At 64.6% G+C, this 12,364-nt stretch carries 11 protein-coding genes; 4 read left to right on the top strand and 7 right to left on the bottom strand.

Features of this window, described 5'->3' with window-relative positions:
* Positions 1 to 648: 648 nt before the first annotated feature.
* From infA to AC24R4_RS22860, 3 genes are all read left to right on the top strand, one after another.
* Positions 649 to 870 (top strand): translation initiation factor IF-1, encoded by a 222-nt coding sequence (gene infA / locus AC24R4_RS22870; RefSeq protein ID WP_008641674.1) that lies wholly within the window; start codon positions 649 to 651, stop codon positions 868 to 870.
* A 182-nt stretch (positions 871 to 1,052) separates the two neighbouring features.
* A complete protein-coding gene (locus AC24R4_RS22865) occupies positions 1,053 to 1,529 on the top strand; it encodes a SixA phosphatase family protein (protein ID WP_400391313.1) in 477 nt (158 codons plus the stop codon).
* A 233-nt stretch (positions 1,530 to 1,762) separates the two neighbouring features.
* Positions 1,763 to 2,614: a GNAT family N-acetyltransferase gene (locus tag AC24R4_RS22860; RefSeq protein ID WP_400391310.1), complete on the top strand. Its 852-nt coding sequence runs from the start codon at positions 1,763 to 1,765 to the stop codon at positions 2,612 to 2,614.
* 139 nt (positions 2,615 to 2,753) lie between these two features.
* Here the strand turns inward: AC24R4_RS22860 and ppx are convergent, their stop codons facing one another.
* Positions 2,754 to 4,286 carry an exopolyphosphatase gene (gene ppx / locus AC24R4_RS22855; protein ID WP_400391307.1) on the bottom strand — a complete coding sequence of 511 codons (1,533 nt, stop codon included), beginning with the start codon at positions 4,284 to 4,286 and terminating at the stop codon, positions 2,754 to 2,756.
* A gap of 111 nt (positions 4,287 to 4,397) precedes the next feature.
* Here ppx and ppk1 point away from each other — a divergent pair, with 111 nt between their 5' ends.
* Positions 4,398 to 6,518: a polyphosphate kinase 1 gene (gene ppk1, locus AC24R4_RS22850; RefSeq protein WP_400391304.1), complete on the top strand. Its 2,121-nt coding sequence runs from the start codon at positions 4,398 to 4,400 to the stop codon at positions 6,516 to 6,518.
* Between the two features lie 81 nt (positions 6,519 to 6,599).
* Here the strand turns inward: ppk1 and phoR are convergent, their stop codons facing one another.
* The 6 genes from phoR to pstC all read right to left on the bottom strand — a co-directional run bounded on the left by phoR (position 6,600) and on the right by pstC (position 12,306).
* Entirely contained in the window at positions 6,600 to 7,952 is a 1,353-nt protein-coding gene (phoR, locus tag AC24R4_RS22845) for a phosphate regulon sensor histidine kinase PhoR (protein WP_400391301.1), read from the bottom strand.
* 141 nt (positions 7,953 to 8,093) lie between these two features.
* The gene (gene phoB / locus AC24R4_RS22840) at positions 8,094 to 8,801 is read right to left on the bottom strand and encodes a phosphate regulon transcriptional regulator PhoB (protein WP_066735924.1); all 708 of its coding nucleotides are present in this window, start codon (positions 8,799 to 8,801) and stop codon (positions 8,094 to 8,096) included.
* A gap of 36 nt (positions 8,802 to 8,837) precedes the next feature.
* Positions 8,838 to 9,542 carry a phosphate signaling complex protein PhoU gene (gene phoU / locus AC24R4_RS22835; protein WP_153945331.1) on the bottom strand — a complete coding sequence of 235 codons (705 nt, stop codon included), beginning with the start codon at positions 9,540 to 9,542 and terminating at the stop codon, positions 8,838 to 8,840.
* 56 nt (positions 9,543 to 9,598) lie between these two features.
* On the bottom strand, positions 9,599 to 10,387 hold the full coding sequence (pstB, locus tag AC24R4_RS22830) for a phosphate ABC transporter ATP-binding protein PstB (protein WP_061959259.1): 789 nt from the start codon (positions 10,385 to 10,387) through the stop codon (positions 9,599 to 9,601).
* A gap of 54 nt (positions 10,388 to 10,441) precedes the next feature.
* Positions 10,442 to 11,344: a phosphate ABC transporter permease PstA gene (gene pstA / locus AC24R4_RS22825; RefSeq protein WP_400391295.1), complete on the bottom strand. Its 903-nt coding sequence runs from the start codon at positions 11,342 to 11,344 to the stop codon at positions 10,442 to 10,444.
* A complete protein-coding gene (gene pstC, locus AC24R4_RS22820) occupies positions 11,341 to 12,306 on the bottom strand; it encodes a phosphate ABC transporter permease PstC (RefSeq protein ID WP_153945333.1) in 966 nt (321 codons plus the stop codon). The genes pstA and pstC overlap by 4 nt, the downstream gene beginning before the upstream one ends.
* Positions 12,307 to 12,364 lie beyond the last annotated feature (58 nt).

The following is a 12,364-nucleotide window of genomic DNA, read 5'->3' as shown; positions in this document are numbered from 1 at the left end:
GCCGGTCCTGAGCTGCCACCTGCCAGCCATAGCGCACGGCGCGACGGCGGCATTCTGCAGGGCCCATGGTTACAGCAACCATATCACGCAACTCGTTCATGTGATTGATGGATCGCATTCGGGATGTGAATCGGTGGCCTCGCGCCGCGCTGCACCATGGCACCAGCCGCCTGTGCATGGCGTTGGCGCAACAGCGCCGTAGCGGATGCTGCGCCTGCGAAGATGGTGCGATCGTGCTACAATCGCGCGTCAGTTCGGGGTATCTGAGCATGCCCTGTTAACCGGGAAAGCGCCGCCTGGCGCACTGGAATACCGCCGGCCCGCCCTCATATTGTTGATTCGGATATGACAGGGCGGATGCGTTGCCGGCCCCGGAAACACCTTGCCCGCTGTCCCCGTGATGTACACGGATGCGCCAGACGCCCGCGCAACCGCAAGTGGCAAGGCAATCGTCAGGGTCATCCGCGCCCCTACTCGATTCTCTGACCCGCCTGGCTTCCATGGTTTGCCAAGCCCGTCAGCTTGCTTCCCGACGACGTATCGCGCGGCGGCCGCCATGGCGGCATGACGTGGATGCGCGCGACCGGGCGCCCACAGGATACTCACCAACGTAACGCAGCCTTCGTGGCTGCCACAAAGGAAAACAGATTGGCTAAGGAAGAACTCATTGAATTTGGCGGCGTGGTGTCGGAAGCCCTGCCCGACAACCGTTATCGCGTGACGCTGGAAAACGGCGTGGAAATCTGGGCATACGCTTCGGGCAAGATGCAAAAGCACCGCATCCGCATTTTGGCCGGCGACCGCGTCACCCTGGAAATGTCGCCCTACGACCTGACCAAGGGCCGCATCAACTTCCGCCACAAGTCCTGAGTTCGCGGCGCGCAGCCGATGCGCCGCTGTCACGCGGCTGACATCGCTGCTCCCGACACTGACGGGCTATCCGTGGGCTTTGCCCACTGGATGGCCCGTTTTGTTTTTGGCGGCCCGGTCGCGCACTTGCGGCACGCCCCGCGCGTCACCATACTCAAGGCTCGACGAAGCCCCTGCCGAAAATGAATCTGATCCTGTGGCGTCATGCCGAAGCCGAAGATCTGCCCGATGCCCTGAGCCTCTCCCGCAGCGCCGATCTCCAGCGACCCCTGACCCGCCGCGGCCGCAAGCAGGCCGAGACGTCCGCGAACTGGCTGCGCGCCCACCTGCCCGCCGACTACCGCGTGGTCTGCAGCCCGGCCCTGCGTACGCGGGAAACCGCGGCGGCCCTGTCGGGCAAGGCCGAAATCCTCGATGATCTGGCGCCGGGCGCCGATGTGGGCGCCGTACTGGCCGCGATCGACTGGCCGCAGGGCAGCGACCACACCGTCGTGGTCGGCCACCAGCCGTGGATCGGACAACTGGCCAGCCTGCTGCTGGCCGGGCAGGAACTGCCCTGGAGCGTGAAGAAAAGCGGCATCTGGTGGCTGGCCGGACGCACACGCGAAAACGAAGCGCAGGTCGTGCTCCGCGCGGTGATTCAGCCCGACCTCCTCTGAACCATTTTTAAGACAATGACGGCGAAAATGAGATTTCGCTGTCACAAATTTGGCAACTGTTTGTTCATTTGGACGATCCCCGATGTGCTCTAGCGGAAGCCTGTCCTATCGTTAAGGCTTGCGCCGGCGACAACGATGTGTCAGTCACGGAAGCGTCATCATCGGTTCACGGCGCTGTCACCCGGCCTCTCTACATTGTTTCGAAGCCGTTTCGTCACCGAAAGGACACACTGATGCGAGACTTACCGACGCCTACCCAGCCGCTGTTCGACTCCTTGCCCACTGGCCTGACCGGCCAGTCGGCGCGGAGGCGTCTTCCTCGTCAGCCAGCACAACTCCAAACCCAGATTCAAGCTCCGGCGCCTGCTTTCAGCGTGGCGTGGGCACGTCACCAGGACGAAGTAGCCGAGGCGCAGCGCCTGCGCTACAAGGTGTTCGCCGAGGAAATGGGCGCGCGCCTGCAACCGTCGGCCACCGAGACCGACGTGGACATGTTCGACGCCTACTGCGACCACCTGATCGTGCGCGACCAGGAAACGCTCAAGGTGGTGGGCACCTACCGCGTGCTGCCGCCGCATCAGGCCAAGCGTATCGGCTGCCTCTATGCGGAATCCGAATTCGATCTGGTCCGCCTGGCGCACCTGCGCCCGAAAATGCTGGAACTGGGCCGTTCGTGCGTGCACCGCGACTACCGCTCGGGCAGCGTGATCATGGCCCTGTGGGGCGGCCTGGGCGAATACCTGCAGCGCTACAACCTCGAATCGATGCTGGGCTGCGCCAGCGTGCCGATGAGCGATGGCGGCCACTACGCGGCCAGCCTCTATCGGCAGTTCGCCGAAAAGTCGCTGGCACCGATCGAATATCACGCCTTCCCGCGCGTGCCGCTGCCGGTGGACGACCTGAACCAGACGCTTGACGTGGAGCCGCCCGCGCTGATCAAGGGCTATCTGCGCCTGGGCGCCAAGATCTGCGGCCTGCCGGCCTGGGACCCCGATTTCAACGTCGCCGATTTCCTGACCCTGCTGCGCGTGCGCGACATGAACCCGCGCTATGCCCGGCACTTCCTGGGCATGCAATCGGCCTGACCGCTGATCGGCAGCCTCCTCTTACCGGACGAAACGGCTGATCGATCCGGTACCGGAAACAGGAACGGCGACTCATCGAAGTCGCCGTTCCTGTTTCGTCGTTGGGTCCCGGGTTGCCCCGGCCCACGAGCCAGCCGTCTCAGACGTAGACGACCTTGTAACGCTTGCCCACGCGCTCCCACTCGTCGGCCTCCTGCGCCAGACTGTATTCCACCAGCGGGTTGGCATCGATCCACGATTTCGGCAACCGCACCTCGAAGCCCTCGTCGAGTTCGTCTGAACGCTGCCTGACCTGGATATGCGGCAGCTTCATGTCGCCCCGCCGGCGGCATAGTACAAACGCCAACCGCAGGCTGAACAGCATGCGCCAGTCCAGGAACTTGCCGCTGCCGGACAGCTTGCCGAGCTTGCCCGCGTGGCCCAGCAGCAGCGTGGCCAGGCGCGCCTGGTCGGTCTTCGAGAAACCGGGCATGTCGGCATGCGTGGCGATATAGGCCGAATGCTTGTGATAGCCACTGTGCGAGATTGTCATGCCGATCTCGTGCAGGCTGGCCGCCCAGCCCAGCAATGCAAGGTTGTCCTCGCGGCGTTCGTTGCGCGGCTCGGGAAACTGCGCCAGCAGATCGCGGGCCGCCTGCCCCACCCGGATGGCCTGCGGGCGGTCCACGGCATAGCGGCGCATGAACTGGTCGACCGTCACGGTCCGCATGTCCTCATGGTGGCTGCGGCCCAGCAGGTCGTACAGCACACCCAGGCGCAGCGCGCCGTCCGTGACGTCCATGCGGTCGATATCGAGTTCGGCAAACACGCCGAGCATGATCGACAGCCCGCCAGGCAGCACCGGAATCCGGTCGGCCTTCAGGCCGGTCAGCTTCACCCGGTTCGTGTTCTCGGCCTTGACCAGCGCCCGTTTCAGGCGCTCCAGCCCTTCACGCGTAATGCCGTGCTCGGACGCGCTGTCGTTCATCCCGTTGAGCTCGATCAGTTCCGCCAGGGCGCGCGCAGTGCCCGACGACCCGACCGCCTGCTGCCAGCCGGCCGCCTTGTACTGGCGCACCAGTACCTGGATCTCGCGGCGCGCGGCCAGTTCGGCCTGCTTGAACGCGTATTCATCGACGTTGCCGCTCGGAAAGAACTGGCGGCTATGCGATACGCAGCCGATATACAGGCTTTCCATCAGCTTGGACTGATAGCCGCTGCCAATGATGAATTCGGTGGAACCGCCGCCGATATCCACGACCAGCCGGTTGCCCTGGCAAGCCGGCGCATCATGCGACGCGCCGAGGTAGATCAGGCGCGCTTCTTCGCGGCCGGCGATCACTTCGATCGGGAATCCCAGGGCGGCCTCGGCCTCGATCAGGAAATCCGAAGCATTCTTGGCCACGCGCAGCGTATTGGTGGCCACCGCGCGCACCTGCTCGGGTGCGAAGTCGCGCAGGCGGTCGCCAAAGCGGCGCAGCGCGTCAACACCCCGGCGGCGGGCCGGCTGGTCCAGATACTTGTCCGGCGTCAGGCCGGCGGCCAGCCTGACCGGCTCGCGCAGCGCGTCGACCTGGAAGATCTGGCTGGCGGGGCCGGAGGCAGTGGGCGTTTCATCCACCCGCCCGATCATCAGGCGGAAGCTGTTGGAGCCCATGTCGACGGCGGCCAGCAAGCGGGGATTCTGTGTCATTGCGTCAGTGTTACGCGGGATCGGCCGTGGCGGGCCAAAACCCGAAAGATTATGTCCCTGTCATGTCTGCATCATGACAAAATCAAAGTGTCATCAAAATGACACGGATCTATGAAAAAGTCGCCTCATCGCCAAAATAAGGTCATAGACATGTCGACGACGCCGCCTGGCTCGCTCTGGAACCGCGAGCTGGGCATTCTGGATTTCAACGCGCGCGTGCTTGCGCAGGCCGCCGACCCCAATGTCCCGTTGCTGGAACGGCTGAAGTTCATCTGTATCGTGTCCAGCAACCTGGACGAGTTCTTTGAAATCCGGATGGCCGGCCTGAAGGAGCAGATGCGGGACAACGCATCGGGCCTGACGCCCGATGGCCTCTCGATCCAGCAGGCCTACCAGCTTGTCACGGAGCGCACCCAGCGGCTCGTGGCATCGCAGTATGACATGCTGCAGAACGTCATTTTCCCCGCGCTGGAAAAAGAAGGGGTGTTTTTTCACCTGACCGGCACGTGGACGGACGCGCAGCGCGCCTGGGCGCGGGACTTCTTCACACGCGAGCTGGGCCCGGTGCTGACGCCCATTGCGCTGGACCCCGCCCATCCATTCCCGCGCGTGCTCAACAAGAGCCTGAACTTCGTGATCGAGCTGTCCGGCAAGGACGCCTTCGGCCGCGATGCCGACCTGGCCATCGTGCAGGCCCCGCGCGCGCTGCCGCGCGTGGTGCGCATGCCGGAGAAGCTGTCGGGGTATCCGTACGGGTTTGTGATGCTGTCGTCGTTCATGCAGGCGTTTGTCCACGAACTGTTCCCGGCCATCGAGGTGCAGGGTTGCTACCAGTTCCGGGTCACCCGCAATTCCGACCTGTTCGTGTCCGAGGACGAAATCACCGACCTGCGCGAAGCGTTGCAGGGCGAATTGCCTGCACGTCACTTTGGCGACATGGTTCGCCTGGAAGTATCGTCCGACACGCCGCCGGCACTGTCGCGGCGCCTGCTGCTGGAATCGGGCCTGACCGAACAGGACCTGTACCGCGTGGGGGGCCCGGTGAATCTGGTGCGGCTGATGCAGATCCCCGATCTGGTGGACCGCCCTGCCCTGAAATACCCGCCGCACGTGCCCGCCGTGGTCAAGGCCTTCCAGCCCGGCACGAGCATGTTCGACGTGATCCGCCAGCGCGACGTGCTGCTGCATCACCCTTACGAGAGCTTTTCGTCGGTGCTGGACCTGATGCAGGCGGCCGCCAGCGATCCGAACGTGGTGGCGATCAAGCAGACCGTCTATCGCACCGGCAACGAATCGGCCGTGATGGAGGCGCTGATGACGGCGGCCCGCAACGGCAAGGAAGTGACCGTGGTGGTGGAACTGCTGGCGCGCTTCGATGAGGAAACCAACATCAACTGGGCCGAACGGCTGGAATCGGCCGGTGCCCATGTCGTGTACGGCGTGGTGGGACACAAATGCCACGCCAAGATGCTGCTGATCGTGCGGCGCGAGCCGGCGGGCCCGAAGGCCAAGAACGCGGTGCTGCGGCGCTACGCCCACCTGGGCACCGGCAACTATCACCCGCGCACCGCCCGCCTGTACACCGACTTTGGGCTGCTCACCGCCAACGAGCAGGTCTGCGAGGACGTTCACCATGTGTTCCAGCTGCTGACCGGCACGGCCGGCACCATCCGGCTCAATCACCTGTGGCAGTCGCCGTTCACGATGCACAGCAACCTCGTGGAGCATATCCGCGCCGAGGCCCGCAACGCGCGCGCGGGCAAGCGGGCGCGCATCATCGCCAAGATGAACGCACTGCTGGAGCCGACCATCATCGACGAGCTCTACAAGGCGTCGCGGGCGGGCGTGAAGATCGACCTGATCGTGCGCGGCGTCTGCGCGCTGCGCGCCGGCGTGCCGGGGCTGTCGGAGAACATTTCGGTGCGCTCGATCGTTGGCCGCTTCCTGGAGCACCATCGTGTCTATTACTTCCACGCGGCCGGCGACGATGTGCTGTACCTGTCCAGCGCCGACTGGATGGACCGCAACCTGTTCCGGCGCGTCGAGGTGGCCTTCCCGATCCTGGATCGTACGCTCAAGGCCCGCGTGATCAAGGAAGGCTTGCAGGTGCATCTGCACGACAACGCATCGGCCTGGATCATGGAGCCCAATGGCGATTACGTGCGCAAGCCGTCGCGCGCCAAGCTCCAGCGCGTCAGCCAGCAGGAACTGCTGCTGAAGTTCGGCACCTGATCGCCGCCGGGTTTCGGAATGAAACAGGCCGCTCCCGCACCGGGCAGCGGCCTTTTTTTCATGGCGTGGGCGCGCCCGGGCTCAGGCCGCGTGGCGCGAGGCGTCGCTCGGCCGGGACAGCGGTTGCGCGGCGTCCGGCTCGTAGCCGCTGCGGTCCACGGGGAACACGATGCGGAACGTACTGCCGCGCCCCACTTCGCTGGTCACACGCAGATCGGCATGGTGGCGCGACAGCACGTGCTTGACGATGGCCAGCCCCAGACCGGTACCGCCCGTATCGCGCGACCGGCTGCGATCCACCCGGTAGAACCGCTCGGTCAGGCGGGGAATATGCTCGGGCGCGATGCCCAGGCCCGTGTCGCTGACCGAGAACACCGAGTGTCCATCGGTAAAGGTCATGCGGATGGCGATGCGTCCGCCGTCGGGCGTGTAGCGCACCGCGTTCGACACCAGGTTGCCCAGTGCCGACAGCAGCTCGCCTTCCGCACCACGCAGCACCACGGCGGTATCGATATCGGTCTCGATGTCGTGCCGGCCTTGGGACAACGCCTCGGCGTCGTGCACCATGTGCGCGGCCAGTGCGGCCACGTTGACACGGTCGTGCGACGGCGGCTGCGCGTCGGATTCCAGCTTGGCCAGCGCCAGCAGGTCTTCGACGATGTGCTGCATCCGCATCGACTGCACCAGCATCAGATCGATGTAGCGTTTGCGGTCTTCCTCGGAGACCGGCAGGTCGCGCACGGTCTCGAGGAAGCCCGTCAGCACCGTCAGCGGCGTCTTCAGTTCGTGCGAGACATTGGCCACGAAGTCGCGGCGCATGGCCTCGGTGCTTTCGACCTTGGTAATGTCCTGCGTCAATACGAGCTTGCGGTTCTCGCCATACGGCAGGATCTGCACCGACGTGATACCGCGCTTGTGTTCCCCCATGTCGCGCATCACCAGCGGTTCGTCATAGCGTTCGCGCGTCAGGTAGTGGACGAACTCGGGCCGGCGGATCAGGTGGGTGATGCGCTGGCGCACGTCGCGCCGCGCGTTCAGCCCGAAGTGCTGCTCGGCCACGCCGTTGCACCATTCGATCTGGTCGGCATCGTCAAGCATCAGCACGCCATAGGGCGACGCCTGGATGGCCTGGATAAACCGGGTGTGCTGCTGTTCCACCTGCAGCACCTGGGTGCGCCATCGCTTGACCAGCCGGTGCAGGCGGTAATACACCTCGCCCCACAGCCCGAGTGCGCTGGGGATCTCGCCGTAGGCCGGGGCGTCCAGCACCCGCCACAGACGGTTGATCTGGAACAGGTAGTACGCGAGCAGCAGGAACAGCGAAATGGAAAGGAAAAGCAGGCCGGGCACGGCGCCGGCCACGGCATACAGCCCCGCAGCTATCAGCACGAGACCGGCAAGGATGGCCGCGGAGCGGGCCCAGATGACATTCATGCGCGGAGTAGAAGAGATTCAGACTGCGTTCGCACTGCGACAAAGTCTGCCACAACAAGGCATCGCAGCGTGGCATTCAGCCGGCATTATCCGACATCGGCCGGCGCGGCCCCCCGCTGCTCCGCCGCCGGCCGGTTCCGGTCAGTGGCTGGGCGACCGCGCCAGGCGGTAGCCGCTGCCCCGAACCGTCTCGATCATATTGCTGTATCCGCCCGGGGTCAGCGCGGCACGCAGACGCTTGATATGCACGTCCACGGTACGCTCTTCCACGAACACGTGGTCGCCCCAGACCTGATCGAGCAATTGTGACCGGCTGTGCACACGTTCCGGGTGCGTCATCAAGAAGTGAAGCAGACGGAACTCCGTGGGGCCCAGGTCCAGCTTGATCGGGCCGCTGTCATCCTGACCGGTCACCCGATGCGTGGCCGGATCGAGCCGCAGGCCATTGATGGCCACCACGTCGTCGGTCAGCTGCGGCGCGCGGCGGCGCAGCACGGCCTTGATGCGGGCCAAGAGTTCCTTCGGCGAAAAGGGCTTGGTCACATAGTCGTCCGCACCGGCTTCCAGCCCCATGACCTTGTCCTGCTCTTCGCTGCGGGCGGTGAGCATGATGATCGGGATCTGCTTGGTGCGGTCGTTGGTCCGCAGCTCCTTGGCGAAGGTGGCACCCGACTTGCCCGGGAGCATCCAGTCCAGCAACACGAGGTCCGGCAGGACATCGCTCATCAGCGACAACGCCTGCTCGGCGTTGTACGCACGAATCGGATAGTGCCCCGCGTGCTGGAGATTGACGGCGATCAGTTCAGCAATCGCCGGTTCGTCTTCGACAACGAGAATACTGCTCGGCATGTAATAGTTCTCCGCTTATCAGTGCTGGCGCGTCATTCAGCTCAACGCTTCGCGCTCCATGTCTTCGCGTGAGACATGGCGTACGTCCGTGCCCTTCACGATGTAGATGATGAATTCTGCAATGTTCTTCGCGTGGTCGCCGATCCGCTCGACGGCCTTGGCGATGAACAGGAAGTCCAGCGCCACGGAGATCGTGCGCGGGTCTTCCATCATGTAGGTGATCAGCTTGCGCACGAAGGCGCGGAATTCCTCGTCGATGGCCTTGTCGTCCTTGACGATGCGGGCCGCCGCCACGGTGTCCAGGCGCGCGAACGCGTCCAGCGCCTGGCGCAGCAGGTTGATGGCCATCTCGCCGGACAGCTTCACTTCGGCGTAGTTGATGTTGTGCGCGGCCGCGTCTTCCATGATGTGCTTGGTCCGCTTGGCGATCTTCTCGGCCTCGTCGCCGGCGCGTTCGAGGTTGGTGATCGTCTTGGAGATCGCCATCACCAGGCGCAGGTCGCGGGCGGTGGGCTGGCGGCGCGCGATGATGTTGCCGCAGTCCGCATCGATCTCCACTTCGAGCGCGTTCAGCTGCTGCTCGCGGGCCATGACCTGGTCGGCCAGGTCACCGTCGAAGTCGGCCAGCGCGCGCATGGCCAGTTCGATCTGCGACTCCACCAGGCCGCCCATCTGCAGCAGCTTGGTGTTGATCGCGTTGAGGTCGGCGTCGAACTGGGTCGACAGGTGCTTGTCAGTCATGGTGTTCTCCTGGCCGCTTGTCCGTATGCTGGATTGTCCTGCAATGCCGTTGCGGATCAACCGAAGCGGCCGGTAATGTAGTCTTCCGTTTCCTTGCGGTGCGGCTTGATGAAGATCTTCTCGGTCTCGCCGAACTCGATCAGCTCGCCCAGGTACATGTAGGCGGTGTAGTCCGAGCAGCGCGCGGCCTGCTGCATGTTGTGGGTGACGATCACCACCGTGTACTCGTCCTTCAGTTCGGCGATCAGTTCCTCGATGCGGCCCGTGGAAATCGGGTCGAGCGCCGAGCACGGCTCGTCGAGCAGCAGCACTTCGGGGCGGATGGCGATGCCGCGCGCGATGCACAGGCGCTGCTGCTGGCCGCCCGACAGGCCGTAGCCCGACTGGTGCAGCTTGTCCTTGGCTTCGTTCCACAGTGCGGCCTTCGACAGCGCCCACTCCACACGGTCGTCCATTTCGGAGCGCGACAGCTTTTCGAACAGGCGCACCCCAAAGGCGATATTGTCATAGATCGACATCGGGAACGGCGTCGGCTTCTGGAACACCATACCCACCTTGGCGCGCAGCAGCGAAATGTCCTGCTTGCTCGTCAGCAGGTTCTCGCCGTCCATGTTGATCTCGCCCTCGGCGCGTTGCTCCGGGTACAGCGCGAACATCTTGTTGAACGTGCGCAGCAGCGTCGACTTGCCGCAGCCCGACGGGCCGATGAACGCCGTGACCTTGCGGTCCGGGATCGACATGTTGATGTTCTTCAGCGCGTGGAACTGGTTGTAGTAGAAGTTCAGGTTCCGCACGTCGATCTTGGCGCGCACGGTATCGGGAATATCGATGACGGTAGAGGTCATGCTGATGTCTCGCTTGAATTCGGTAGTCAGGTCAGGCGTTGTGCGTGGCGCCGCTTATTTCTTGAACAGGACGCGTGCCACGATGTTCAGCGCCAGCACCCCGACGGTAATCAGGAACACGCCGGCCCAGGCCAGTTGCTGCCATTCGGTGAACGGGCTCATGGCGAAGCGGAAAATCGTCACGGGCAGGTTGGCCATCGGCTTGTTCAGGTCGGCGCTCCAGAACTGGTTGGACAGCGCGGTGAACAGCAGCGGCGCGGTTTCGCCGGCGATACGGGCCACGGCCAGCAGCACGCCGGTCACGATGCCCGCGTACGACGACTTGACCGTGATTGACATGACCATCTTCCACTTCGGCGTGCCCAGGGCCACCGCCGCTTCACGCAGCGCGTTCGGCACCAGGTTCAGCATGTTCTCGGTGGTGCGAACCACGATCGGGATCTGCAGCAGTGCCAGCGCACACACGCCGGCCCAGCCCGAGAAGTGGCCCATGCGGGTCACCACCAGCGCGTAGACGAACAGGCCGATCACGATCGACGGCGCCGACAGCAGGATGTCGTTGATAAAGCGGGTGAACGAGGCCAGGGGCGACTTCTGGCCATATTCGGCCAGATAGATGCCGGCCAGGATGCCCAGCGGCGTACCGACCAGCGTCGCCACGCCCACCAGCACGAAGCTGCCGAAGATGGCATTGGCCAGGCCACCGCCGGCGGTGTTCGGCGCCGGCGTCATCTGCGTGAACAGGTCGAGCGACAGGCCGCCCACGCCCAGCGAGATGGTGGTCCAGAGAATCCACGCGAGCCAGAACAGGCCGAACGCCATGGCGCCCAGAGAAGCCGTCAGCGCGAGCGCGTTGGTGCGGCGGCGCGCACTCTGGAGCCGGGTGCGGACCGCTTCGGAATCGGGGCGGACGGCGGGAATCGACGACGTGGACACGGCTTGACTGACTTGGTTCATTTGCCACCCTCATTCTTTGCAAGACGCAGCAGCAGGATCTTGGACAGGGCCAGCACCACGAACGTGATGAAGAAGAGGATCAGGCCCAGTTCCATCAGCGCGGCAGTGTGCAGGCCGGCACCGGCTTCGGCGAATTCGTTCGCCAGCGCGGAGGTGATGCTGTTGCCGGGCGAGAACAGCGACGCGCTGTCGAGCAGGTTGGTGTTGCCGATCACGAACGTGACGGCCATGGTCTCGCCCAGCGCGCGGCCCAGGCCCAGCATGACGCCACCGATCACGCCGGCGCGCGTATAGGGCAGCACCACGCGCCACATCACTTCCCACGTGGTGCAGCCGATGCCGTAGGCGGACTCCTTGAGCAGCACGGGCGTGACTTCGAACACGTCGCGCATCACCGAGGCAATGTAAGGGATGATCATGATCGCCAGGATCACGCCCGCGCACAGCAGGCCGATCCCCAGCGGTGCGCCCTGGAACAGCTTGCCGATCACCGGCACCTGCCCCACCGTATTGGCGAGCGGCTTCTGGAAATACTCGCCGAAGATCGGCGCGAACACGAGCAGGCCCCACATGCCGTAGACGATGGACGGCACTGCGGCGAGCAGCTCGATGGCGGTGCCGAGCGGCCGGCGCAGCCACACGGGCGACAGCTCGGTGAGAAACAGGGCGATGCCGAAGCTGACCGGCACGGCAATGATAAGGGCGATCAGCGAGGTCACCAGCGTGCCGTAGATCGGCACGAGCGCGCCGTACACGTCGGCGGGCGGATCCCATTCGGCGGTCCACAGGAACGACAGGCCGAACTGCTTGATCGAGGGCCATGCGCTGATGGCGAGCGACACGATGATGCCGCCAAGCAGCAGCAGCGTGACGATGGCGGCGCCGCGGGTCAGGCCACCGAACAGGATGTCGCCAAGGCGGCTGGGAGGCCGGACGGCTGGAAGATCGGACGTAGTCGCCATAATGGGAATCGGTAGGTGGAACATGTGCCGCGGTGGCGCCAGGGCCACCGCGGCCCCG

The organism is Cupriavidus sp. CER-90 (assembly GCF_057652055.1).
Note: the sequence above shows the minus strand (reverse complement) of the source record. Positions and strands in the feature narration are given on the sequence as shown.

Excerpts from the sequence above, each read along its gene's own strand:
- phoU (WP_153945331.1), bottom strand. The coding sequence starts at position 9,542 with ATGACTGACAAGCACCTGTCGACCCAGTTCGACGCCGACCTCAACGCG.
- pstC (WP_153945333.1), bottom strand. The coding sequence starts at position 12,306 with ATGGCGACTACGTCCGATCTTCCAGCCGTCCGGCCTCCCAGCCGCCTT.
- ppk1 (WP_400391304.1), top strand. The coding sequence starts at position 4,398 with ATGAAAAAGTCGCCTCATCGCCAAAATAAGGTCATAGACATGTCGACG.
- ppx (WP_400391307.1), bottom strand. The coding sequence starts at position 4,286 with ATGACACAGAATCCCCGCTTGCTGGCCGCCGTCGACATGGGCTCCAAC.
- AC24R4_RS22860 (WP_400391310.1), top strand. The coding sequence starts at position 1,763 with ATGCGAGACTTACCGACGCCTACCCAGCCGCTGTTCGACTCCTTGCCC.
- pstB (WP_061959259.1), bottom strand. The coding sequence starts at position 10,387 with ATGACCTCTACCGTCATCGATATTCCCGATACCGTGCGCGCCAAGATC.
- AC24R4_RS22865 (WP_400391313.1), top strand. The coding sequence starts at position 1,053 with ATGAATCTGATCCTGTGGCGTCATGCCGAAGCCGAAGATCTGCCCGAT.
- phoB (WP_066735924.1), bottom strand. The coding sequence starts at position 8,801 with ATGCCGAGCAGTATTCTCGTTGTCGAAGACGAACCGGCGATTGCTGAA.
- pstA (WP_400391295.1), bottom strand. The coding sequence starts at position 11,344 with ATGAACCAAGTCAGTCAAGCCGTGTCCACGTCGTCGATTCCCGCCGTC.
- phoR (WP_400391301.1), bottom strand. The coding sequence starts at position 7,952 with ATGAATGTCATCTGGGCCCGCTCCGCGGCCATCCTTGCCGGTCTCGTG.